This window comes from Citrobacter sp. Cpo103, from assembly GCF_030332605.1.
GTDB lineage: Bacteria > Pseudomonadota > Gammaproteobacteria > Enterobacterales > Enterobacteriaceae > Citrobacter > Citrobacter portucalensis.
Map to the genome: position 1 here is coordinate 369,585 of NZ_JAOWHO010000032.1, position 22,403 is coordinate 391,987.

Consider the following 22,403-nt stretch of genomic DNA (forward strand, 5'->3'; position numbering starts at 1 on the left):
TGCCGAGGGAAAGATGAGTTCCACCAGAAGAGGGATGATGAACGTCCTGATTGCCGCCGTATTGTGGGGAAGTTCAGGCGTTTGCGCGCAATACATCATGGAGCAAAGCCAGATGTCGTCGCAGTTTCTGACCATGACGCGCCTGATTTTCGCCGGGCTCATTCTGCTGATGCTCTCTTTCGTTCACGGCGACAAAGTGTTCTCCATTATCAAAAACCGCAAAGACGCCATCAGCCTGCTGATTTTTTCCGTGGTTGGGGCGCTCACCGTACAGCTAACCTTTCTGCTGACTATTGAAAAATCCAACGCCGCCACCGCGACGGTGCTGCAATTTTTGTCACCGACCATAATCGTGGCGTGGTTTTCCGTGGTGCGCAAAGCACGACCGGGGATTTTAGTACTGACTGCGATCTTCACATCGCTTATCGGCACCTTCTTGCTGGTCACCCACGGTAACCCGACGTCGCTGTCTATCTCACCTGCCGCGCTGTTCTGGGGAATTGCCTCGGCGTTTGCCGCCGCGTTCTACACCACCTACCCCTCAACGCTTATCGCGCGCTACGGCACGCTGCCGGCCGTCGGCTGGAGTATGTTGATCGGCGGCATGATCCTGCTGCCGTTTTATGCCGGACAGGGCACTAATTTCGTGGTGAATGGCAGTTTGATTCTGGCGTTTTTCTATCTGGTGGTCATCGGCACATCGCTGACGTTTAGCCTGTACCTGAAAGGCGCGCAGATGATTGGCGGACCGAAAGCGAGCATTTTAAGCTGCGCGGAACCGTTGAGCAGCGCGTTGCTGTCCCTGCTGCTGTTAGGTATTACCTTTACCCTGCCAGACTGGCTGGGCACGCTTTTGATCCTCTCTTCGGTAATACTTATCTCAATGGACTCACGTCGCCGCGCCAGAGCGGTTTAACACCAACCGGCGCGGCAAAAGGTCATGATTACCAGCCCGGAACCGCGCCACCGTTAAAGATAGTTTCGGCCGCCTTCGCCACTTCAGGTGACTGATAAGATTGCAGGAACTCTTTCACATTCTCGGCATCTTTGTTGTCTTCTCGCGCCACCAGAATGTTCACGTACGGTGAGTTTTTGTCTTCAATAAATACGCTGTCATGTACCGGGGAAAGCCCGGTTTGCTGGATGTAGGTGGTACTGATAATCGCCACATCCACTTTCTGATCGTCCAATACGCGCGGCAACTGTGCGCCTTCCAGTTCCATAATTTTCAGATGCCGCGGATTATCAGTGATATCCAACGCTGTTGGCAGCAGGCCGGTATCCGCTTTCAACGTAATTAACTTCTCTTTTTGCAGCAGCAACAGCGCCCGACCCAGGTTGGTCGGGTCGCTAGGTATCGCAATCGTTGCACCGTCTTTTAGTTCAGCAACAGTTTTGATTTTCTTCGAATACCCTGCCATCGGGAACACAAAGGTATTGCCCACCGCAACCAGCTTATAGCCGTGTGCTTTATTATCTTGTTCGAGGAACGGACGATGCTGGAAGACGTTGGCATCCAGCTCACCATGATTGGTGGCATCGTTGGGCAGCAGAGAACCGCTAAACCCCACCAGCTCCACCTCAAGGCCATATTTTTCTTTAGCAACTTTCTTCGCGACCTCCGCCACATCCTGCTCAGCACCGTTAATTACACCCACTTTGATGTGCTTTGCATCACTGCTCTGTTGATCGCATCCTGCCAGCAATAATCCCGCCAGTAATACCGCCGCCCCGGTCCCGAAATAAGGTATCTTCAGCTTCACGTTTTATCCTTTTGCAATAACCGCCTGATGAGTAATGAAATGACTATAGCGGGAAGGTCGCTGCGGTTTAAAAAACGAAAAAGCATCAGCAAGAAGAAAAAAGCATAATGGGGCTAAGATAAATTAGTCGGAAGATACCGTTAGTTCATCAATTGCAAGCCCGGTAATAATTAGCACCAGTTCACGATCGATCCCCTTCTCAAGCATGGCATGGGCTATCCGCAACGCTTCGTCCTTCTTGCCTTCTAGCAAACCCTTTTGCAGTCCCTCCTGCAGGCCACTGCGATGACCCGACTCACGTAAGCATTCTGCAATCGTCATTAATCTCTCCTTATGTTGGGGAACGCGCAGGGCAACCTGTCGAATAAACGCCTCAAAACGCGGTGCGCTGCCAGACTGCACCAGGTAATTAAATAGCGTTTCTACCTGACTGTCATTAGCGTGTCCCTTAATCAACAGGGCAACCAGTTTATCGACCAGCACCATCAAATCGCGCTCGCGTATATGCTTCTGGACAAGTTCCAGTAGTGCCACTCGCCGGTGCTGCATAATCTCATCATCAGACACCACCGTGATATCGACCAGCGGGAAGTCAGCTCCATAAAGCTGTCGCGCAGTCTCTGGATCGTCAAATTCATCCAGCCAGCACAGTGAAAAAGGGTACGGGCTGGCGATGCCATGATAAAAAAGTATCGGAACCACCAGCGGCAACGTTTTGTGGCCGGCATCAAGGTGATTCTGCATAGCGGCAATGGCGTAACGCATCATCCGAAATGCCATATGGGCATCCGGTGAACTCTGGTGTTCAATCAACGCGTAGATATAGCCTTTACCAGTTCTCGTTTTTAGCGACCACAGAACATCGGAATAACTGGCGCGCAGGTCTTCCTCAATAAAACTTCCGGACTCCAGCTTCAGTGTGTTCAGATCGCAAAGTTCACGTAATGGTGCGGGGAGATAGCTATCAAGAAAATCCCGTGCCGTTTCTGGATGGCTTAAGAATTTTTTAAATACGGCATCATGCGGCGTAGAAGTTGTTGGTTTTTTCATGGCGGTCCGTCACCAGAAGAACAAGATGACGGAACCTTACTCGCCAGTCGCACACACAACATCTGGGAACTTTTCTATCTACGAGGCGGCTTGGCGGATAAATACATGCTTTTGCAATGTATTCATTTTCAGGGAATAACGCTCGCAAAAATGCCCGGTAAGCGTGATCACCTCCGGGCATTTTTTGTTTGCCATCCTACGATGGCGACATCACACCAGGGCTTTGACTATCTCCATCAGCCTGATGACATCTGCAGGCCGGGTATTACCGGTCTGTGGGTCGATAATCGAGCTGTAAACATGCGGCATGACGCGCGGTACTCCCGCCTCCAGACAGGATTGCAGGATAACGCCGAAGTTATCGAGATCGATACCGCCGGTCGGTTCAATCAGCGTCATGCCGTTTCGCGCCGCTGTCGTCGCCAGTGCGTATAGCTCAGGCAGTGACTGCTCACCGCCCATTGGGAAGAACTTCGCCGCATGGGCTCCTGAATCCAACATCATACGGACCGCTGCATCGCAGGAAACGCGGGCTGGCGTGCCCTGGCTGCTGCTGACGCCGGTCGAGATCAACACGTCCCCCGGCGTGCCAGTGGGACTGACTAACGCGTTGATATGGGTCTGTTCACCGCCCGTTGCCGCCAAGGCGCCTGCCGCAAACCCGCAACCGGTAAAGGTCTGGTTGACGTGTGCTGGATGTACCTGCGAGGCAATCATCGCCGCTTTGTAATACTGCGCCGGGTCACCGGCCCCCAACCCCACAGAAATCGACGGCACGTCGTTCATCCAACGTTTTACTTCCAGAACCCCTTCCTCAACCGAGGAAAACTGCGCAGAAAGAATGCCAATCACCGCGTGGCCTTCGGCAGCATCATAGATTTCCCGCGCATTGGCGATATCCTTCGCCAGCACGTTAATAGCCACTTTATTACGATAAAAATTAATGTGCTGCATGTTCTGCAATCTCCTTTAATCGGGCCACGATCAGCGCCATTTCCCCTTCTGCGACCGTGCGCGGGTCAAGGCTAAAGACACCCTGATGAAGGTTGTAACGGCGAGCATAGATCGCGATATCACCCTCTCGCAGTTGCGCTTCTACGGCGTAGGCATCCATTCCCAGCACCTGCGCATTCACCCGAATTCGAATCCGCCAGATGGCGCGCCCGGCTTCGTCCTGCTCAATATCCGCATCCAGTCCGCGAATCTCTGAAATCGCCTGCACTACGGGGCGGAGCGCTTCGGCAGTGACCACGGTTTGTCCCTGATGGTAGTTTTCCAGGGCATACACCAGTCCGACCATATTCTCTTTGCCGATTTTCATCGCCCGGGCAATGCCGTGGTGCTGCGCTTTACACGCGGCAATCCACTGTTTCTTCCCGGTGATAAATCCGGAGGTCGGCGCGTTAAAGGCTTTTGCCCCGCTGTAGACCACCATATCCGCCCCGCTCGCCACCCAGGCGTGTAAATCTTCCTCGGCGGCGGCATCGACAATTAGCGGCAGGTTGTGAACCTGCGCGACCTGCACAAAATCAGCAATGCTCAACATGCCTTTCTGCACACAGTGGTGCGATTTCACGTACAGAAGCGCGGCGGTGTTGTCGGTAATCGCGCTTTCCAGTTGCCAGCGGGCCGCCAGATTACTCGAGCCAACCTCCACCACCCGCCCGCCGCCCAGGCGGATGGCGCTGGTGATGGGCGCACCATAGTCAACGTTATGTCCGCGCAGCATAACCACTTCATTAGCCATACCTGCACTGTCCGGCATCAGCGTGACTCTTGCCTGGTCACCGCGGGTAATGGCGGCGGCAACAGCGATAGCAATACCCGCCGATGCACAGGAGGTGACGTAGCTGTCTTCGGCCCCGGTGTAGCGGGAAACCAGTTCTCCAGTTCTGTCCACCAGCCGATCAATTTCAACAAAGGCTGAAGCAGCCCGTGCGGTGGCCTGCATTACTTCCGGCGCTACGCTGGAAACACCCAGAATCGTCATCTTGCCGCAGGCGTTAATGACCTGTTTTAGCCCCAATTGTTGGTAGATATTCTGTGTCATGGCTTACAGCACTCCCAGCAGCGAACAGACCACGCTGAGCGCGACAATCGACAGTAAAATCGTGGTGTAACGCGGCCCTTTCTTCACCAGATAGAAATAGATGGCGAACACCGCCGCCAGCGGCAACAGGCCGGGTGCAATAGAGTCGAGGATTTGCTGGACCACCACTTCAGAGCCTTTCAGGGCGCTAAGTTTTAACGGCGTGGTGATCTTGACGTAGCTTGCAGAAAGCGCGCCCATCATGATCAAACCCAGCACGTTAGCGCCGTAGATAAGTTCCTTTATTCGCCCTCCCTGCAGCAGGCCAATTATCGAGTCACGCCCCAGCGTATAGCCTTTGTGAACCATGCCATAGCTGATTGCCAGCGTAATAGCAGGATAGAGAATTAACGGTACAATTCCGCCCATCGCGCTGCCATTCGCCGCAAACGGGATGAATATAGCAATTAACAGCGGCATCACGGCGGCCCAGATGATGGAGTCCCCCATCCCGGCCAGTGGTCCCATCAACCCGGTTTTAATCCCGGTAATTGAGGCGTCGCTGATCGGCTCGCCGCGGGTTTTCTGTTCCTCCATCGCAATGGAGATCCCCTGAATCACCGCCCCGAACGTCTGCTCCGAGTTGAAGAAGTTCAAATGGCGTTTCAGCGCTTCAACCTGCTCCTCTTTTTGCGGGTAGAGTTTTTTGATGATCGGCGTCATTGAGGCGCAGAAAATAAGGCTTTGCAAACGCTCATAGGAGCTGGAAACTTCCGCGCCTAGCCAGTAGATAAACCATGCTTTGGTGATGTCTGCTTTGGTCAACGTGCCGCTTTCACGCGCGCGCTCCACCAGTTCATGCTGCATTACGTCGCTGCTCATCATGCTGCTCCTTCATTTTTCGCCAGACCTTTAATGAGGAAGGCCACGCAGGTACCAAAGATTGCCATCGCCATGATGTCTACCTTCAGGTACAGCACCGCAAAGAAACCGCCGATAAACCATGGCAGCAGGCTCTTTTTACCGATCACCATAATGGTGATGGCGAAGCCCAGCGCCGGCAGAATGCCGCCCATAATTTCAAAGGAGTGCGTCAGCCAGTGCGGCATCAGCTTAAGGAAGCTTTCCACAACGTCCTGACCAAAATAGTTGGCGGCGAAGACCACCGGGAAACGCAGTACCAGTCCGAGCAACGCCGGGTAGAGGAACGCACAGCGCATAATGCCCGCCATGTTTGCCGTTTCCGCATGCTTGTCGGCCATATGTACCCACGCCGCGTTTAGCGTGCGGCGCAACTGGTCGAGGAACACGCCGATAACGCCAAAAGGGATCGCCAGTGCGATAGCCAGGTTCGGATCCATTCCGGCCTTCACGGCGATCGGAATTGAAATGCAGGCAGCCAGCGCCGGATCCGACGGGACGTTGCCGCCTGGCGTGGAGGTCACGCCGAGATAAACCAACTGCATACCTGCACCGATGATCATCGCCGTTTCCATGTTGCCTAACAGCAGACCAACGAATACGGCAATCACCACTGGCTGTAGCAGCATGGCGGAGAAGGTGTAGCCAAGGCGTAATCGGGCAAACCAGTAATACAACCCCATCAGGCTTGCGAAGACTAAAGTATCCATAATTAAGTACCCTGTTATCAAAGAATTAGAATTTTTTCAGGATATCGTCCAGCGACTGCGGCTTATCTTCCGGGATAGTCTGGAAGAACACCTGAATCCCACGATTTTTCAGGTCGCTCAGAATGCCGACGTCTTTTTCATCCAGCGTAATGTTCTGGAATACCGCTTTGCGGTTTGGCCCACCGCCCAGCCCACCAACCTGAATGGTGGTGACATCAAAACCCAACTGGACCGCTTCCTGAACCGCCGCCAGAGAGGGGAACAGCACCAGCACTTTGCCGTCACCAAGCTGGTTTTCTTTCCAGGCAGCCGCAAAACTTTGGTTACCGAAACAATCCACTTTGATGTTCGGCGGCGCGGCCATCAGGTAGATATTTTTCATAAACGGATCGGCATCCAGCTCATCGCTGACCACTGCAATCCGATTTGCCTGAGATTGCCCAACCCATTTGGTCACCACTTGTCCATGAATCAGACGGCTATCGATACGACATAAAACGATGTTTGCCATGATGTTTATTCCTTATTGTGATTGTTGTAATTGACGTACGTGGGCAACAACGTCCAGGCAGCTACTACGCCCGGCCTCGACCAGATCGGCCACGCAGGTGGTCAGTTGGCCATGCTCGCGTTTGTCGAGCGCCTCCAGTAACAAAGAGGCGTTGAGCCCGGAAATCACTGCCACCGGGTAATCGGCGCTCAGCCGTGCCGCCACGTTAGACGTGGTGCCGCCAATAAAATCAGTCAGGATCAGTGAGCCTTCCGGCATAGCTTTCACTACGGCTTCGACGCGCTGATAAAATTCGCCGAGCGTATCAACGGGCATTAGCGGAATTTCCGTCACGCCTTTGATTTCACCCATCACCATGCGCAGGCTGTTGCAAAGCTGTTGCCCCCAGCCGCCATGGGTCAGCAGCAGGATCTGGGGCAAGGATTCAGTGGTAGTCAAAATGGCCTCCTGGCTCGATTACATAGACATAGGTAAACAGAGCAAAGGCTGTGCCAGAATTTGTGTCACGCGGGGGAATTGTGGGTGTTGGCGGGGCGCAAATCCCCACCAGACAAGGGATTAGCTATACAACAGTTCGTAGATATAAAAATATTCCGCGTCCGATAACCGAATGGCATAGGCCTCTTCGATCGGCAGGAAAGCCGATTTAATGACACTAAACGCACGAATATCCAGATCCGGCTTGTTCTCCAGCGCCATCTGTAACGGTTTGCGGTTAATCACGATACGCTCGACCATACAGCAGCAGTGGATCAGGAAGCGCAGTGTCACCTGGCGGCTCGGTTTCAGCGAAAGCGCAGTGGTCAGATGATTCAACACACCTTCCATCTCTTTCAGAATACGCTGTGGGTTGAGCACCGAAATATGGTTAATGATGCTCTCCATGGTCAACGCGCTGATAAAGCGCATCGCGCTGCGCTCCATCTCCAGTCGGCGTTCGCTGCTGGAGAGATCTGGCGTCAGCAGGCTGAGCACCAGCTCGGGGCCTTGCTCAGAAAACAATTCTTCGAGCGAGATAAACGGAATATCCGGCAGTCCCGGCTGGAAAGTACCCACGATTCCCGCCAGACGTTCACTGGCGTTAATCGCCTGCTGAACACGTTCCAGGCTGCGAACTTCGTTGTAATCGAGGATCACCATCCGCGTATCCTGCGACATCAGTTCGCCGAAGCTCTCTTCCAGCACCTTTTTGATTTTTTCTGCCGTTCCCATCCCGGTGATGCAGGAGATAACCAGCACTTTACCGCTGTTTTCCTGCTGCGGCGTACAGAGCTGACAGGGAATATTTTTGCTCTGCATCAACGCCGCCAGCTGCGGTAAGTCACTGGTTTCGTAGCTTAAATCCAGCCCTATCTCCAGCAGACTGGTGAGCGTGATATTGGGCATCAGCAGAACGTCTATCTGGAATAATTTGCTGATCGTACTGCCAAAATGGACCAGTGAGCCAATATCCACCATCAGGATCAATCGGCGATATTGCCGGGTCTGGATCATCTGCGTCAGGGCCTCCAGCGTGTCATGCACCGACTGCTCGAAAGGCATATCAATAGCGCTGAACACCTCGCGCTCCAGCACGCGATTCACGTACTGCGCCTGGCTTGTGGCGGTCGTCGCGCCGTGGGCAATCAAAATCACCCCGCAGTCAGGACTGGCATCAATCCGTTGGCGGTAATGGCGGCACTCTTTGAGGAACAGGCACAGCCAGACCACCTCCGTCGCCGGACACTGAATATGCAGCAGTTCATTGATTTTTCGGCATAACAGCGTGGCGTTTTCATATTCATCTTTGCAGCGATCGAGGATCAGGCTGGAAGAATAAAGTTGCGGAATAAGGCCGCGCTGCACGTAGCCAATCAGCGCCAGAAAGTGTTTGCGCAGCGGGTTAACCAGATTTTCCGGCAGCGTGAAGCCAAGCACCTGCTCAACGCAACCGATCAGCAGCGTGACCCGCTCTTCAATCTGATCGCCATAGCGCGGGGGATGCGCCACGCTGTCGCGGCTGTAGAGACCATATTCAAAAATCGAGCTGAGCTTGTTTTTGAGGATTGCCAGCGTTTCGGCCGGCGGTACGTTGCTGTTACGAAGGTTGATGTATTCCCGGGTCAGGAAGCTGTAAAAGAGATCGCTCTCTTCAATTTCGGCTCCGGTGGCCAGCGAATTTTTCAGTGCCGGCAACGTGCGGGCATCGATGCTCAGGTGTTCTTTGCCTTCGAACAGCGCCCCAACCAGCAGACGTTGTTCCGGCGTGGCGTTAAAGGGGATCTCGGTCAGACGTTTATCCAACTGTAGCGTATCGCTGTGCTCCGTCATCCCCGAGGCCCAGGCCTGGGCGCAGAGAAACTGAATGTCGCTCTTGAGCTGACCAATATTGCCTTCCAGCGGCTTGTTCAGCAGCCAGAGCAGCAGGGTACGGTCGATGCTTATCGTACGCTCGATTTTGCGGCTCTCACGCTGTAAGAAACCAACGATCAGCTCAACCTGCTCTTCCACCGAACGCTGGCGAATGCCGGGGAGATCGATACATACCTGAATACGTCGCTGGAAAGTGCGCAGCAACGCCGAACTTACCGGTTCGGTGGTCGCACATATCAGGCGAACCGAGATTGAACGCGCCACGGCGCTTGAACCCAGCGGCCGGTATTCACCTTTGTCGAGAATAGAGAACAGCTTTTCCTGACCTTCATACGGCAGACGATGCACTTCATCGAGCAGGAGATAGCCGCCATCAGCCTGTTCGACCAGACCGGGTTTATTCTCGTTTGCACCGGTAAACGCTCCCTGTCGATGACCAAACAGGTGCGATGAGAGCAGTTCCGGGTTATGCGCGTATTCCGCGCAGTTGAAATAGACCAGAGGTGGAGGCGGTCCCGCTGCACGTTCGCAGGCGAAACGGTGCATCAGTTCGGCAAAAAAGGTTTTACCCACGCCGGAGGGACCGGTCAGCAGAACATGTAGCCCGTGGGGATACAGCACCGCCGCGCGGCCTTTTTCCACCGCATCGCGCAGGCTGCGATCGTAACCAATCAGGCTGGAAAAGGGATCGTCTGTCGCCTGGTTTTCCTGAACAGGCAACAGGTCGGCAACGGTTTGCACTTCACGCTCGGACTCATCCAGTTTGCGCCCCAGCAGTGTTTCAATCGCCTGACGATGCAGAAAGAATACCGGGCGCCCGCGGCTTTTAATCGCCAGGCCGTCGTTCCAGAGCTGATTGAGATCTTTACTGACTGAGTTGCGCGCCAGCCCGAGGTTAAAGCCGATGGCCTCCGCTGTGAACGCGGTTTCCTGCGCCAGATGGGCAAGATTCAGGCCTCGCGTCAGCCGTTCCAGCTCTCCCAGTATTATCTCAATCCGTCTCATCTCTTTACCGCTTAAGAAATAAATGATTGTTCAGAACATACACTATTCTGCTGCTCAAGAAAGTGAGGCGGCATCCAGACCTTCCGGTCATCAAAACGTTTTCGACAAATAATGGCGCGCGGAACCGGTTTCCGGGAAATTATCGAGGGTCATTTGCAGCTGATAGCCGTTTTTCTGATAAAACGGCAGCGCCTGGAAACTCATGGTATCCACCAGCGCATGCAGGCATCCTCTCTCACGCGCCGTCTGTTCTGCGGCCTGCATCAATTTTGTGCCGTAACCGCCTTTGCGCAGCGAGTCATTCATCCACAGAAAATCAATGCACAGCCATTCGCCTTTGATTTTGCCGATCAGCCCACCCAGAATGTCATTGCGCTCATCGCGCCAGTACACCGCCAGGTCGCCAAAATTGGTGGTTCTAAGAAACTGCCGGTTGTAAGCGCGCAATCCGGCAAGTAGGGCATTTTGATCGTCTTCGGTAATCGTATCTGTAATCTGTATTTGCATCCTATCCTCCTGAAATAACTACAACTTCTGGCTGATTTATTTTTAGACATTAACACAGGGTGATGAGTGAGTCGTATGCCGTCTACACTTACTCTTGAGATGATGCGCATAGACAACAAGGATTATTATCATGAAACGAGTCATTTTTCCGATTATTGCCGTCCTTTTCACGCTACCCGGTCTGGCGCAAGCCGACTCGGCTTATGGCAGTCTGCAGGCTGTACACGAAAAGAATACCGTTATGAAGGATTTACGTAAGATTTGCACCCCGCAAGGGTCGCCATCGGATGAGGTGTGGGAAAAAACGATTATGGCTGATACGCGTAATCAGCAGCACATCCGCGAAGCCATTCTGGCAATTCAAAGAAACAATCAAAACAACTACTGGGAAGCGCTTGGCAAAGTTGAATGCCCGGATTTATAGGCATTTGGTTGAGAAATGAGTACTGTAACCGGTTTCTGTATCGCAAAAACACGTATTGTTGCCAGAACGTATAAATAGCAATGGAGCAACAACAATGCGATACCGTTTTCCAGAAAACTTCTGGTGGGGCAGTGCCTGCTCGGCACTGCAAACCGAAGGGGATAGCCTGAACGGCGGCAAAAGCCAGACCACGTGGGACGTGTGGTTCGATCGTCAGCCAGGTCGTTTCCATCAGGGCGTTGGCCCGGCAACTACCTCGACCTTTTATAAGCACTGGAAACAGGACATCGCACTGCTCAAACAGCTGAAGCACAACAGCTTCCGTACGTCTCTGAGCTGGTCGCGCCTGATCCCGGACGGTACCGGCGAGGTTAATCCTGAAGCCGTCGAGTTCTATAACAACGTCATCGACGAGCTGCTGGCACAAGGCATTACGCCATTTATCACCCTGTTCCACTTCGACATGCCGATGGTGATGCAGGAAAAAGGCGGCTGGGAAAACCGTGAAGTGGTCGAGGCGTTTGGCCGCTATGCACAAACGTGTTTTACATTGTTCGGCAACCGGGTTAAGCACTGGTTTACCTTTAACGAGCCCATTGTCCCGGTTGAAGGCGGCTATCTGTATGACTTCCATTACCCTAATGTGGTGGATTTCAAACGTGCAGCTACCGTGGCGTATCACACCATACTGGCGCATTCGACGGCGGTTCGGGCATATCGTGCCGCAAACCATGACGGTGAAATCGGCGTGGTACTGAATTTAACGCCTTCCTACCCGCGCTCACAAAATCCGGCGGATGTGAAAGCCGCACACTATGCGGATCTGCTGTTTAACCGCAGTTTCCTTGACCCGGTGCTGAAGGGTGAATATCCGGCGGATCTGGTTGAACTGCTGAAAGGGTACGATCAATTACCGGCATGCCAGCCAGGCGACAGCCTGTTAATCGCCGAGGGCAAAATCGACCTGCTCGGCATCAACTACTATCAGCCGCGTCGCGTGAAATGCCGCGATAGCGCCGTCAACCCGGATGCACCGTTTATGCCGGAGTGGCTGTTTGATTATTACGAAATGCCGGGGCGGAAAATGAACCCCTACCGTGGCTGGGAAATTTATGAGCCGGGTATTTACGATATTATTACCAATCTGCGTGATAATTATGGCAACCCGCGCTGTTTTATTTCTGAAAACGGTATGGGTGTCGAGAATGAGCAGCGTTTTATTCAGCAAGAGCAAATCAACGACAGCTACCGTATTGAATTTGTTTCTGAGCATCTTAAATGGCTACATAAAGGCATTAGCGAAGGCTGTAATTGTCTTGGCTACCATATGTGGACCTTTATTGATAACTGGTCATGGCTAAACGGATATAAAAACCGCTACGGTTTTGTTCAGTTAGATTTAGCAACGCAAAAACGCACGGTGAAAAAGAGCGGCGAATGGTTTGCCCAGACCACCGAAAATAATGGTTTTAATTAAAACCTACCAGGATGCCGGATAGCGATCCGGCATACCGTGTTTTAGTTTATTGCATATCTTTTATGCGAACTTTTGCTGCCACCAGAAGCGCCGTCAGCAGCATCAGGCTGCCGGAAATCATCAGAGGTGACAGCAGTCCGAGGGTATCGAGCGCATAGCCTCCCACCGCAGCCCCGCAGGTATTGGCAAGTTGGATCACGGCGACCTGGACGGATCCGGCTTTTTCTGCCTGATCGGCAAGCGAACGGGTGATCCACGTCGACCAGCCGACCGGTACCAGCGCAAACAACAGGCCCCAGATAATCGCAATACCCGCCGCCACCACTTTGTCGCTGCCCCACAGGATCAGGACCAGCGCACTGAGCGCCAGCACCAGTGGCGCACCGGCTAACGCCAGTTTGACCGAACGCTTCAGAATCATCGACGAGAACGACGTACCAACAAAACTGGCAATGCCGAAGCTCAGCAGCACCAGCGTCAAGCCATCAACGTCAAAGCCCGCCAGATTCATATAGATCGGGCGAATATAGGTAAAGAAGGCGAACTGCCCGGCAAAGGACATGAAGATGGCAATCATCCCGGCCATCACCCCTGGACGCTGCAACAGGCTGAACATGTTTTGTTTCTGATGCGAAGGTTCACCAGGCAGCGAAGGCAACGCTCTCACCACCCAAATCGTGCACAGCACGCCCATTACCGCCGCCGCATTAAACACGTTACGCCAGCCGATAATACCGCCCAAAAAGCTCCCCAGCGGCGCGGCAATTACCAGCGCAATAGAGACCGCGCCAAAAATAACCGACAGCGCTTTCGGCACCGTACGTGCAGGAACCAGACGCATGGTCAGCGACGCCGACATCGCCCAGAAGCCGCCAAGCGCCAGACCGAGGCAGGCGCGGCCAACGAGCAGCAGCGAAAAAGAATTGGCAAAGGAAACCAGCAGACAGGAAAGCGTCAGTAGCACCGAAAACAGGATCACCACATAGCGACGATCGGTCGCCTGAATAATTTGCGTCACAAACAGGCTGGCGAACATGGCGACAAATGCCGTCACGGTCACCGATTGTCCGGCCACGCCTTCAGAAATCCCCAAATCCTGCGCCATCGGCGTTAACAGGCTAACGGGGAGAAATTCAACGGTTATCAGGCAGGCAACGCAGAACGCCACGGCAAATACCGCCGACCAGTTCGGGCGGGAATTTGCCTCAGCGCGGGATTTTTGTTCAACAGCTTCACTCATTTTGTTACCTGCGTGGGGTTATTGTAGAAAAGTTACGCAGTGTAACATTAAATTTGTGACGTATTTAACGTTTTGACAACTATTCACCAGAGATCGGCTGCGCCTTATCCGGCCCAGGACAGAGAGCCCTTTCTGGCTCAATTAAGCGTCACGCGCAGCCCGGGCCAGGCCGGTTATCAACTCCTGGTGACCGTTGATCATCGGATTGGGCAGCGTACGTGCCAGTTCTTGTGCCGGAACGCCAATTTGTGATTCCTGGGTCAGAATACGTACGCGTCCGCCGGGTAAATCCTCAAAGAGCCAGGCGTGGATCACATCCAGACGTGTAGTGGCATCGCCTTCCGCCCAGCCATGCCAGGCAACACGCGCGGCCTGGCCGTCAACCGGCGGCACATACTCGGTGATTTGCGCTTCGATGGGGAAACCAAAAGTCGTAAAACGAAAACGGGCATCCATGCTTAACAATGGACCGGAACCGTCGTGAAAACGGATATCCGCCACGTTGCTGTAATACGTCGGCCAGCGCGTTGTGTCATTAAGCTGTGCCCAGACGGCACGGGCGCTCAGTCCGGCAACGATAATTTCATTTGAGGCAAAGTTATCAGTCGTCCCCGGCAGATACGCTGCAGGCCAGATAATTGCACGTTGTTGAGTCGCTTGATTCATGATGTACCTCGTCGTGTGAGTTAACGAGGTACATCATGCTTTCGCGTAAGATATAAAGATAATGACGATTCAAAATAGTCGTCATCATAAATCTTGATATCAGTGCAGCCAGTGCACGCCATCCTCGGGCTGGAAAAAGGCGTTATAGCGCATCTGGAACGCATTAAGCTCCTGCATATCCGGCTCCATCTCGCGCAGAAAACCGAGCGCCAGACGCACCTGCGCGTCGGTAATCGGTGCAGCCAGCCGGGCTTTTTGCAGCCAGCGGTGCCATTGCAACAAATTCTGCTCACTGCCGTCGACAATAACGATTTGCCAGATCAACAGCACCTGGGCAGCATTTTGTAGATGCGATTCATCAGGACGGTGGAGGTACTGTAAAAAAGCCTCACCCTGTACTTTTCCCATCTGATCGATCATCGATTCTACCGGCACGACATCAATGTTCAGCCGCTCGCTCAGACGGCGAATTGCCCGCCGCGACCCGGACGTTAGCACCCGAAATCCCACCACAAAAACAACCACCAGCGTGGCCAGCATTATCCAAATCATGCGCACATCCATTACCAGACAGGACGCCCATCATAGCGGCAAATTCACCTCTGTCGACGACTGAACGTGTCATAATGTGACTTATCGAACTCGCAGGCAGACATCATGAAATCTGATATCAGAACGCTCGATCTCAATCTGTTAAAAACGCTGGATGCCCTGCTGGATGAACGCAGCGTAACCCGGGCGGCGCAGCGGCTGTCGCTCACCCAGCCTGCGGTAAGCGGTATGCTCAACCGCCTGCGCGACTATTTTGACGATCCGCTGTTTAGTCGCACACCGCATGGCATTGTTCCGACGCTGCGTGCCCAACAGTTGGCCGCCCCGGTCAAACAGATCCTCAGCGACATCGATATCCTGCTTAAACCGACACAATTTGACCCGCTCACCGCAGCGCTCACCTTTACCGTCGCCGCTACGGATTACGCGCTCAAAGCGGTTATCGTGCCATTTATTGCCGCGCTTCGCGTGCGCGCACCGGGCATTCGTGTACGAGTGATCCCGGTTGAGCCAGTGCTGCTCACCACACAGTTTGAGAAGGGGAAAATCGACCTGGCATTGCTGACGCCGGATTCCACGCCCGACAACCTGCACAGCCGGGCGTTATATGATGAAGAGTACGTTTGTCTCATGCGTCATGCGCATCCTGATGCGGGGCAACCGCTGACGCTCGATCGCTTCTGCGCGCTGGAGCATGTGCTGGTTTCTTATGAGGGTGAAAGTTTCTGGGGCGTCACCGATGAGGCACTGGCAAGCGTCGGACGCCAACGGCAGATTGGTTTGTCGGTTAGCAGCTTCCTGGTATTGCCGGACATCCTCGCCATCAGCGATATGATTGCCGTTGTTCCTGCCCGTCTGGCGTATGACGACACCCGTATGCACGTATTACCGCCCCCGCTGCCCATAACCGGTTTTACAAAAAGCATGGCCTGGCATGAACGCACGCACCGCGATGCCGCTCATCAGTGGCTGCGCAATCTGGTACATGAAACCAGCCAGTTTAGAGCATAAAAAAGCCCGCCATTAAGGCGGGCAAAAGTTACCAATGCACACTTAACTTAAGCTACTTTCAACTGTTGAATCTTTTTCTCGCGGCGAATTTTACGTTCTTCAAACACAGCCACGATGGCCATCAAACAGATACAACCGATAGCAGCAGCATCCAGCGCGGCGAAAGTGCCTGCCCAGCCGGTCAGCCCGAAAATCGGCGTGCCGTCGGCAATCATCCCCAGACCGAGCTTGGCGAAGCTGTCACCAATCAGATAAGCGAAAGTGCCTTTAATCCCATCGGCTGCGCCGATCGCTTTTTTCGGCACAAATCCGACTGCCGCAACGCCGATTAACAGCTGTGGACCAAACACCAGGAAGCCCAGCGCAAACAGCGAAGCCAGATAAACGTACTGGTTGCTGGCGTGCTGATAAATGCCCAGGGTGGCGATAATCAACGCCAGCGCTACACAGGCCACCAGCGCACGACGACCGTTAGCCAGGTCGGAGAGCCAACCCCACATCAGCGTGCCAACCAGCGCGCCCACTTCAAACAGGGTAAAGCCCTGAATCGCCACTTCTTTGGAGAGCTTCAGCTCCTGGAAAGCGTAGACGGTGGACCACTGGTCGATACCGATACGCACTACGTACAGGAAGATGTTCGAGAAACATAACAGCCAGATCACTTTGTTTTTCAGCACGTACTCAACAAAGATCTGCCATTTGGTCATCTCGTTTTCTTCGGTTTCTTTGTCTTCTTCGCTGATCTCCTCACCGAACAGCTCTTCGGCTTTACCGAGGCCATAAGATTCCGGGGAGTCGCTGCCGTAGCGCAGGCCGATAAAGCCAACAATCAGAGCAATAATCGACGGGAAGATAAACATACCGATGACGTGACCGTCGAACAGATAGTTAGCGCCAAACAGCGCCACGCCCGCTGCACCCGCACCGCCGAGGTTGTGGGAGATATTCCACATGCCGAGGTAAGAACCCCGCTTGCGACGCGGCGTCCATTTAGTAATGGTGGAATAGCTACATGAGCCGCCAGTACTCTGGAAGAAACCGCTCAGAGCGTAGAAAGCGATCATCAAAAACAGGCTGGTTGAACCCGCGCCCATGCTGGCGCTGAAGCCAAGCATACAGATGGCGGAGAGGATCAGCATAAACGGCAGGAACTGCTTGGTGTTTTTGCCGTCCGCGTAGTAGGAAACCAGCGTTTTACCCACGCCGTAGGTGATGGAGAAGCCCAGGCCAATCATCCCCAGCTGCGTCATGCTCAGCCCGTAGGTGGAGATCATGTCGTTCTGCGCGATGTTGAAGTTTTTGCGGATCAGGTACATGGTCAGGTAGCCGATAAAGACCACCAGATAGGACTGCATGAACGGTTTGAACCACATTTTGCGCCGCACATCGAGCGGCAGATCCAGGGTCGGCTTGCGCACCTGGTTTAGAAAGGCCAGCATTTGACACTCCCGAGCTAATTTTTATACCTGCGAATGGCAGGCATTGTAAAAATCAGCCGGAAGACGCGCCTGAGACAGCGTCCAGGTGAAACCGGGAAAATTTCTTAGTTTTGCTCCACTCGGGGCAAAAAGGTGAGGTACATCACGCTTCGTTGAGTTCGCGCGGAGCCTGGGCGTTTAAAAACGGCAGCAGCAGCAGCGCGGAAATTCCCGCCGCAATAGCGATCACCACAAAGAATCCGGTCCAGTGCCAGACCTCCATCACCTTCGCCAGCGGCCAGCCGGAGAGCGATGCCCCCAGATAAGCAAACAGCCCGACAAATCCGGTTGCCGCGCCCGCAGCTTCTTTGTGCGAACACTCCGCCGCCGCCATGCCGATCAGCATCTGCGGGCCGAAGACGAAGAATCCGGTGGTGAAGAAGCACGCGGCCTGCATCACATAGCTGGCGAACGGCATCAGCCACAGCGAGCCAACGGAGAGCAAAATTCCGGCGGCGAAAATCAGGTTCATTGGACCGCGGTTGCCGTTAAACAGCTTGTCCGAACCCCAACCCGCCACCAGCGCGCCAACAAATCCGCCCAGCTCAAACATTGTCACGGCGGTATTGGCGGTCACCAGATCCACGCCGAGCGTCTCCGACATGTACAGATTGCCCCAGTCGTTAATCGCGGCACGGACCACGTACACCAGCACATAACACAGTGACAGCAGCCAGATATAAGGATTCAGCAACACATAGCGGGTGAGGATCTCTTTGCGGCTCAGCCCAGCACCTTCCTGCTGTTGGGCAATTTCCAGTTCGTCATGCCGCCAGTCGCCAATCGGCGGCAGACCAATCGCCTGCGGCCTGTCTCGCAGCCGCCAGCAGAGAAAAATCCCCACCACAATCGCCAGCAGCCCAGCGATCATCATCCCGGCGCGCCAGCCGTAGTGCAGCGCTGTTGCCGCCATCACGATAGGGATCAGCGCCCCGCCGACGTTGTGCGCGGTGTTCCATAGCGCCCACCAGCCGCCGCGCTCGGTACGCGAATACCACGCGGTCAATAAACGCGCGCAGACCGGCGATCCCCAGCCCTGGAAAAAGGCGTTCAGCGCCCACAGCACCGCAAAGGCCCATAGCGAGGTGGAAAATCCAAACAGAATGTTTACCACGCCGGTGGCAATCAGTCCGATGCCCATAAAATAGCGAGCGTTGGATCGGTCGCTGACGATACCGGAAACAAACTTCGACAGGCCGTAGGTGATGTAAAACAGCGTCGCCAGCAGCCCAATGTCGCTGCGAGTCAGCACGCCGCTGGTCAGAATATCCGGCACCGCAGCGTTGAAGCTTTTGCGTGTGAAATAGAACAGCGCGTAGCCGAGCCAGATGGTGGTCAGGATATGCCGCCGCCAGTAGCGGTAGCGGGCATCCACTTCGCGCTTATCAGTAATGAGCGGCGCACTGGCCGGAGCTTTTAAAAACGAAAACATGACCGCGCCTTACACATATCGCTGGGGTAACGACACGTTGACCCGCGTGCCGTGCGTACAGGAAATCGAGAGCGACCCACCGAGGGCGCTAATCCGTTCACGCATCCCCGTAAGGCCAAATCCCTGTTGATTCGACCCCGGCGGCAGGCCGCTGCCGTCGTCCTCAATCACCAGCATTAGCCGTTCATCCTGTTGCCAGCCCTGAAGCGTCACCGCGCTGGCGTTGGCGTGCTTAACGATGTTGTTCAGCCCTTCCTGACAGACGCGAAACAGCGTCACCCGCTGGCTTTCGCTAAGTGCAGATTCATCAATTCGCCAGTCGAGATGGCTGACGATACCGCGACTTTCCAGCTCCATTTCGCGCATCAGTGAGCGGATGGCCTGCTCCAGCGTAAGATCGTCCAGCTGGCGTGGTCGCAGGCGGCCTAACAGGCGACGCACCGAATCGTACACACCGAGAGAAAGTTGTTCGATGTGCGCCCCGCTGCGCTTCACTCCTGCGTTTTCCGGCGCCAGCCGCTGGACAATACCCGCCTGGGTGCGAATGGCGGTGATGGTCTGGCCGATATCATCGTGCAGTTCGCGCGCCACATCCCGGCGCACGCTCTCCTCGGTCTCCAGCAGGCGTTCCGCCAGACGATGGTTGCGCGCTAATTCATTTTGCAGCGACTGGTTAAGTTCGCGCAGACGCTGAATACCCGCGCCGAGCAGCAGCCCGGTCAGGCTTTGCACCAGCAGCGAGAGCAACAGATCGACGGGATGATCGTGCCAGGTCTGGCTGGCAATCAGCGCGATGGCGTTCATCAGCGTCGCAATCAGTGCCCCCTGCCAGCCGTAGTGCCAGGCCAGCGCAATGATCGGCAACGCGAGGCAAAACGGCGTGAAGCGCGAAAGCTCGGCGGGTAACCCGAGCTGTAGCCACAGGCTGACGCTAAACAGCAGCAGGTACCAGACCAGATGCCGCCCGCGCCAGTTCACCGGCTGCGACACCACCGCCGGGCCCAGCGGCAGCCAGGTCGTGCTGGTCAGATAGTGCCAGAACACCAGGCAGATCGGCGCCAGCGTTAATCCGCCGGTGAGCGTCAGCAGCAGCGCGTTCCACGCCTCTTCGCCTTGCCCAAGCCAGGGCAGCGATTGCAGCAACGCCGCCGCCGTAAGCGCCGCGCCCTGCAACAGCAGCGTGCGCCAGTCGCGCTGATGGCGGTATCGCGAAATCAACATCACCGGGAGTAACGTGAGGAAGCTGCCGATCATCAAAAGTGGTAAATGGGCCAGCGCCACTTCCTGCGCCAGCCAGAAAAGAAGCAGCCATTCCGCGCCCAGCAGCACCGGCCAGTAGCCGCGCGGACATTGCAGCATCAACCCCAGACGCAGACCAAACGGAAACAGCAGTACCGCCAGCTCCGGGCGCTCAACCAGATGCAGGCTGATGCTCCACAGGCAAAACCACGCGGCAGAGAAGATAAAGAAGCAGGCAACAACGGTGATTAACCGGGAACAGAGCGTGTTCATTGCCAGCCGTCAAACATCCGGCGGGCCAGTTCGACGTCGTTGCTGACCCCCAGCTTTTCCATCAGGTTGGCGCGATGCACGTGCACCGTTTTCGGCGACAGACCCAGTTCAGCGGCAATCTCTTTGACCGCCATACCTTGCGCCAGTTTTTCCGCCACCTGACGTTCGCGTTTGGTGAGCGGATCCTGACGACCGGCCGCCAGTTTGACGGCGATGTCCGGCGTCAGGTAACAGCCGCCGGTCGCTACGGTATGCACCGCCGCGATCAGCTCATCCGGGCTACAACGTTTAGAAAGGAAACCACGCGCGCCCGCGTTGAGCGCCTGCTCCACCAGTGCCGGGCTGTCGTGGACAGAGAGCATGATAATCGCCATTCCTTTTGGCAACTGGCCTAACAGTTCAAGACCGGAGATATCAGGCATAGAGATGTCGCAGATACACACCTGCACGCCGCGTCCCGGTAATCCCGCCAGCGCCTCACTGCCTGAGCCAAACTCAGCGACCACCTGCAAATCAGGTTCCAGCCCCAGCAGTTGGGCAAAGCCGGAGCGGACGATGAGGTGGTCGTCAATAAGGGCAACGGTAATCATGGGTTCATCCTGGCGCTAAGGCATGCCTGATGGCGCTACGCTTATCAGGCCTACGGGCGGGTGCCGTTGTAGGCCGGATAAGGCATTAATGCCGCCACCCAGCAAAAGCGCTTACCTTAACGATAAGTGCTTTGGTGTTCAAGCCTTGAGCGATCAGGCTATGCCAGTTGTGACTGTAAATGTCCGGGTGTGCTGCGGTTCTATTTCAATCAAGGTGCCATTGCGTTGTGCTGCCAGGAATCCTTCAGGTCGACAGGTTGCAGGCAAGGCGAATGCCGCAACCTGCTGATCGCCGTTGTAGAGGATCCAACGCGTCACATAATTCAGCTCCGTGCTGGAGAAACGCGTAACGAATGTGGTGCCATCAGGCGCGATCATGCTAAATTCTGGCTTATCGGTGTACCTGTCCAATTGGTCAGCAAAGAAGACAATTTCCGGATCGTAAAAATGGGGTTCATTGAGCCGCGCCAGAGAAGCCTCGCCCTGTACAATCCGCTGATTAAACGCCAGCCACTGCTCAGTCGGTTTAACATGCGCGGGTATCGACTCACGCAGCTTCATGGCCTCATCCGGAATATTCTGGCTGAAGGTGGCTTCCGGTACGTAGGCATAGTTCATATGGCACATGTACTGCAACGGCATTGCCACTGAGGCAAGGTTGGTAACCGCCATCTGAATATCAAACAGCGCGCTCGCTTTGTGCATTACCACCGCAGGATGTGCCTGATAATGATGACCGAACCCCATCACATACTCATAGCGTCCGCCCACGCGCAAATTCTCACCCTCCAGCTCCAGCCAGGCTTCATCCATCGCGGCACAAGCCATTTCACCGTGCAAAGGATGTGAATCCTCTGGTGATGGGCAGCCATTTGCCAACAGACCTGAGTGGAAGGCAAAACAGCCGTAGGTCGCCACCACTTCCGCCGCCGGTTTCGGCTGACTGAACATGTTACGCATGGTCAGGTCATGGCCATCAAACTGAGCATCCCAGATCATCTGCCCCATCCAGGGCAGAATAACCAGATGTCCACGACTGTTTTCTACCTTCAGCCCTTCCACTCCACTGGCGTAACGAAATGCGGTAACCGTGAAGTCGCTATTCTTCAGTAAGATTCGCGGATGCTCTGCAAAGAGTTCCCGCCACAGCGTTAAACGTGTTGTCATGATCGC

At 54.7% G+C, this 22,403-nt stretch carries 22 protein-coding genes; 4 read left to right on the forward strand and 18 right to left on the reverse strand.

The window, feature by feature from the left end; all coding sequences use genetic code 11:
- Positions 1-13 precede the first annotated feature (13 nt).
- Positions 14-916 (forward strand): carboxylate/amino acid/amine transporter, encoded by a 903-nt coding sequence (locus OGX89_RS14395; RefSeq protein WP_126956536.1) that lies wholly within the window; start codon positions 14-16, stop codon positions 914-916.
- A 28-nt stretch (positions 917-944) separates the two neighbouring features.
- Here the strand turns inward: OGX89_RS14395 and nlpA are convergent, their stop codons facing one another.
- From nlpA to OGX89_RS14445, 10 genes are all read right to left on the reverse strand, one after another.
- On the reverse strand, positions 945-1,763 hold the full coding sequence (gene nlpA, locus OGX89_RS14400) for a lipoprotein NlpA (protein ID WP_126956538.1): 819 nt from the start codon (positions 1,761-1,763) through the stop codon (positions 945-947).
- Between the two features lie 123 nt (positions 1,764-1,886).
- Positions 1,887-2,813, reverse strand: coding sequence for an Rpn family recombination-promoting nuclease/putative transposase (locus OGX89_RS14405; RefSeq protein WP_126956540.1), 927 nt, complete (start codon positions 2,811-2,813; stop codon positions 1,887-1,889).
- A gap of 210 nt (positions 2,814-3,023) precedes the next feature.
- Positions 3,024-3,767 (reverse strand): 2-dehydro-3-deoxy-phosphogluconate aldolase, encoded by a 744-nt coding sequence (gene dagF, locus OGX89_RS14410; protein ID WP_003827160.1) that lies wholly within the window; start codon positions 3,765-3,767, stop codon positions 3,024-3,026.
- Positions 3,754-4,863, reverse strand: a complete 1,110-nt coding sequence (gene dgaE / locus OGX89_RS14415; protein ID WP_063941184.1) for a D-glucosaminate-6-phosphate ammonia lyase — start codon at positions 4,861-4,863, stop codon at positions 3,754-3,756. The genes dagF and dgaE overlap by 14 nt, the downstream gene beginning before the upstream one ends.
- A gap of 3 nt (positions 4,864-4,866) precedes the next feature.
- On the reverse strand, positions 4,867-5,727 hold the full coding sequence (locus OGX89_RS14420) for a PTS system mannose/fructose/sorbose family transporter subunit IID (RefSeq protein WP_005121522.1): 861 nt from the start codon (positions 5,725-5,727) through the stop codon (positions 4,867-4,869).
- On the reverse strand, positions 5,724-6,473 hold the full coding sequence (locus tag OGX89_RS14425; protein ID WP_003023960.1) for a PTS mannose/fructose/sorbose/N-acetylgalactosamine transporter subunit IIC: 750 nt from the start codon (positions 6,471-6,473) through the stop codon (positions 5,724-5,726). The genes OGX89_RS14420 and OGX89_RS14425 overlap by 4 nt, the downstream gene beginning before the upstream one ends.
- Before the next feature lie 25 nt (positions 6,474-6,498).
- The gene (locus OGX89_RS14430) at positions 6,499-6,984 is read right to left on the reverse strand and encodes a PTS sugar transporter subunit IIB (protein WP_003023959.1); all 486 of its coding nucleotides are present in this window, start codon (positions 6,982-6,984) and stop codon (positions 6,499-6,501) included.
- Between the two features lie 12 nt (positions 6,985-6,996).
- Positions 6,997-7,422 carry a PTS sugar transporter subunit IIA gene (locus tag OGX89_RS14435; RefSeq protein ID WP_003827155.1) on the reverse strand — a complete coding sequence of 142 codons (426 nt, stop codon included), beginning with the start codon at positions 7,420-7,422 and terminating at the stop codon, positions 6,997-6,999.
- A gap of 120 nt (positions 7,423-7,542) precedes the next feature.
- The gene (dagR, locus tag OGX89_RS14440) at positions 7,543-10,341 is read right to left on the reverse strand and encodes a transcriptional regulator DagR (protein WP_126956542.1); all 2,799 of its coding nucleotides are present in this window, start codon (positions 10,339-10,341) and stop codon (positions 7,543-7,545) included.
- Positions 10,342-10,431: 90 nt separating this feature from the next.
- Positions 10,432-10,848, reverse strand: coding sequence for a GNAT family N-acetyltransferase (locus OGX89_RS14445; RefSeq protein ID WP_126956544.1), 417 nt, complete (start codon positions 10,846-10,848; stop codon positions 10,432-10,434).
- 130 nt (positions 10,849-10,978) lie between these two features.
- Here OGX89_RS14445 and OGX89_RS14450 point away from each other — a divergent pair, with 130 nt between their 5' ends.
- Both OGX89_RS14450 and gmuD read left to right on the forward strand, forming a co-directional pair.
- Positions 10,979-11,272, forward strand: a complete 294-nt coding sequence (locus tag OGX89_RS14450; protein WP_003827149.1) for a YicS family protein — start codon at positions 10,979-10,981, stop codon at positions 11,270-11,272.
- Between the two features lie 94 nt (positions 11,273-11,366).
- The gene (gene gmuD, locus OGX89_RS14455) at positions 11,367-12,749 is read left to right on the forward strand and encodes a 6-phospho-beta-glucosidase GmuD (RefSeq protein WP_126956546.1); all 1,383 of its coding nucleotides are present in this window, start codon (positions 11,367-11,369) and stop codon (positions 12,747-12,749) included.
- Between the two features lie 46 nt (positions 12,750-12,795).
- Here gmuD and nepI read toward each other — a convergent pair whose 3' ends face one another.
- From nepI to OGX89_RS14470, 3 genes are all read right to left on the reverse strand, one after another.
- The gene (gene nepI / locus OGX89_RS14460; RefSeq protein ID WP_003827145.1) at positions 12,796-13,989 is read right to left on the reverse strand and encodes a purine ribonucleoside efflux pump NepI; all 1,194 of its coding nucleotides are present in this window, start codon (positions 13,987-13,989) and stop codon (positions 12,796-12,798) included.
- Positions 13,990-14,130: 141 nt separating this feature from the next.
- Positions 14,131-14,655 (reverse strand): SRPBCC family protein, encoded by a 525-nt coding sequence (locus OGX89_RS14465; RefSeq protein ID WP_126956548.1) that lies wholly within the window; start codon positions 14,653-14,655, stop codon positions 14,131-14,133.
- A gap of 99 nt (positions 14,656-14,754) precedes the next feature.
- Positions 14,755-15,207: a DUF1198 family protein gene (locus tag OGX89_RS14470; protein ID WP_003827141.1), complete on the reverse strand. Its 453-nt coding sequence runs from the start codon at positions 15,205-15,207 to the stop codon at positions 14,755-14,757.
- Between the two features lie 105 nt (positions 15,208-15,312).
- Between OGX89_RS14470 and OGX89_RS14475 the strand changes: the two genes are divergently transcribed.
- Positions 15,313-16,218 (forward strand): LysR family transcriptional regulator, encoded by a 906-nt coding sequence (locus OGX89_RS14475; protein WP_126956550.1) that lies wholly within the window; start codon positions 15,313-15,315, stop codon positions 16,216-16,218.
- Positions 16,219-16,265: 47 nt separating this feature from the next.
- On the opposite strand, the gene uhpT is transcribed toward OGX89_RS14475, so the two are convergent.
- The 5 genes from uhpT to OGX89_RS14500 all read right to left on the reverse strand — a co-directional run bounded on the left by uhpT (position 16,266) and on the right by OGX89_RS14500 (position 22,397).
- Positions 16,266-17,657, reverse strand: coding sequence for a hexose-6-phosphate:phosphate antiporter UhpT (gene uhpT, locus OGX89_RS14480; protein ID WP_003827137.1), 1,392 nt, complete (start codon positions 17,655-17,657; stop codon positions 16,266-16,268).
- Positions 17,658-17,799: 142 nt separating this feature from the next.
- Positions 17,800-19,128 (reverse strand): MFS transporter, encoded by a 1,329-nt coding sequence (locus tag OGX89_RS14485; RefSeq protein ID WP_003827135.1) that lies wholly within the window; start codon positions 19,126-19,128, stop codon positions 17,800-17,802.
- 9 nt (positions 19,129-19,137) lie between these two features.
- Positions 19,138-20,640 (reverse strand): signal transduction histidine-protein kinase/phosphatase UhpB, encoded by a 1,503-nt coding sequence (gene uhpB, locus OGX89_RS14490; RefSeq protein ID WP_003827132.1) that lies wholly within the window; start codon positions 20,638-20,640, stop codon positions 19,138-19,140.
- On the reverse strand, positions 20,637-21,230 hold the full coding sequence (gene uhpA, locus OGX89_RS14495) for a response regulator transcription factor UhpA (protein ID WP_126317196.1): 594 nt from the start codon (positions 21,228-21,230) through the stop codon (positions 20,637-20,639). The genes uhpB and uhpA overlap by 4 nt, the downstream gene beginning before the upstream one ends.
- A gap of 153 nt (positions 21,231-21,383) precedes the next feature.
- Complete coding sequence (locus OGX89_RS14500; RefSeq protein WP_003827128.1) at positions 21,384-22,397, reverse strand: aldose 1-epimerase family protein; 1,014 nt, start codon at positions 22,395-22,397, stop codon at positions 21,384-21,386.
- Between the last annotated feature and the right edge of the window lie 6 nt (positions 22,398-22,403).

Bases quoted from the DNA above. Each gene is read 5' to 3' on its own strand.
- OGX89_RS14395 (WP_126956536.1), top strand. From the start codon at position 14: ATGAGTTCCACCAGAAGAGGGATGATGAACGTCCTGATTGCCGCCGTA.
- OGX89_RS14405 (WP_126956540.1), bottom strand. From the start codon at position 2,813: ATGAAAAAACCAACAACTTCTACGCCGCATGATGCCGTATTTAAAAAA.
- dagF (WP_003827160.1), bottom strand. From the start codon at position 3,767: ATGCAGCACATTAATTTTTATCGTAATAAAGTGGCTATTAACGTGCTG.
- dgaE (WP_063941184.1), bottom strand. From the start codon at position 4,863: ATGACACAGAATATCTACCAACAATTGGGGCTAAAACAGGTCATTAAC.
- OGX89_RS14420 (WP_005121522.1), bottom strand. From the start codon at position 5,727: ATGATGAGCAGCGACGTAATGCAGCATGAACTGGTGGAGCGCGCGCGT.
- OGX89_RS14425 (WP_003023960.1), bottom strand. From the start codon at position 6,473: ATGGATACTTTAGTCTTCGCAAGCCTGATGGGGTTGTATTACTGGTTT.
- OGX89_RS14430 (WP_003023959.1), bottom strand. From the start codon at position 6,984: ATGGCAAACATCGTTTTATGTCGTATCGATAGCCGTCTGATTCATGGA.
- dagR (WP_126956542.1), bottom strand. From the start codon at position 10,341: ATGAGACGGATTGAGATAATACTGGGAGAGCTGGAACGGCTGACGCGA.
- OGX89_RS14445 (WP_126956544.1), bottom strand. From the start codon at position 10,848: ATGCAAATACAGATTACAGATACGATTACCGAAGACGATCAAAATGCC.
- OGX89_RS14450 (WP_003827149.1), top strand. From the start codon at position 10,979: ATGAAACGAGTCATTTTTCCGATTATTGCCGTCCTTTTCACGCTACCC.
- gmuD (WP_126956546.1), top strand. From the start codon at position 11,367: ATGCGATACCGTTTTCCAGAAAACTTCTGGTGGGGCAGTGCCTGCTCG.
- nepI (WP_003827145.1), bottom strand. From the start codon at position 13,989: ATGAGTGAAGCTGTTGAACAAAAATCCCGCGCTGAGGCAAATTCCCGC.
- OGX89_RS14465 (WP_126956548.1), bottom strand. From the start codon at position 14,655: ATGAATCAAGCGACTCAACAACGTGCAATTATCTGGCCTGCAGCGTAT.
- OGX89_RS14470 (WP_003827141.1), bottom strand. From the start codon at position 15,207: ATGATTTGGATAATGCTGGCCACGCTGGTGGTTGTTTTTGTGGTGGGA.
- OGX89_RS14475 (WP_126956550.1), top strand. From the start codon at position 15,313: ATGAAATCTGATATCAGAACGCTCGATCTCAATCTGTTAAAAACGCTG.
- uhpT (WP_003827137.1), bottom strand. From the start codon at position 17,657: ATGCTGGCCTTTCTAAACCAGGTGCGCAAGCCGACCCTGGATCTGCCG.
- OGX89_RS14485 (WP_003827135.1), bottom strand. From the start codon at position 19,128: ATGTTTTCGTTTTTAAAAGCTCCGGCCAGTGCGCCGCTCATTACTGAT.
- uhpB (WP_003827132.1), bottom strand. From the start codon at position 20,640: ATGAACACGCTCTGTTCCCGGTTAATCACCGTTGTTGCCTGCTTCTTT.
- uhpA (WP_126317196.1), bottom strand. From the start codon at position 21,230: ATGATTACCGTTGCCCTTATTGACGACCACCTCATCGTCCGCTCCGGC.
- OGX89_RS14500 (WP_003827128.1), bottom strand. From the start codon at position 22,397: ATGACAACACGTTTAACGCTGTGGCGGGAACTCTTTGCAGAGCATCCG.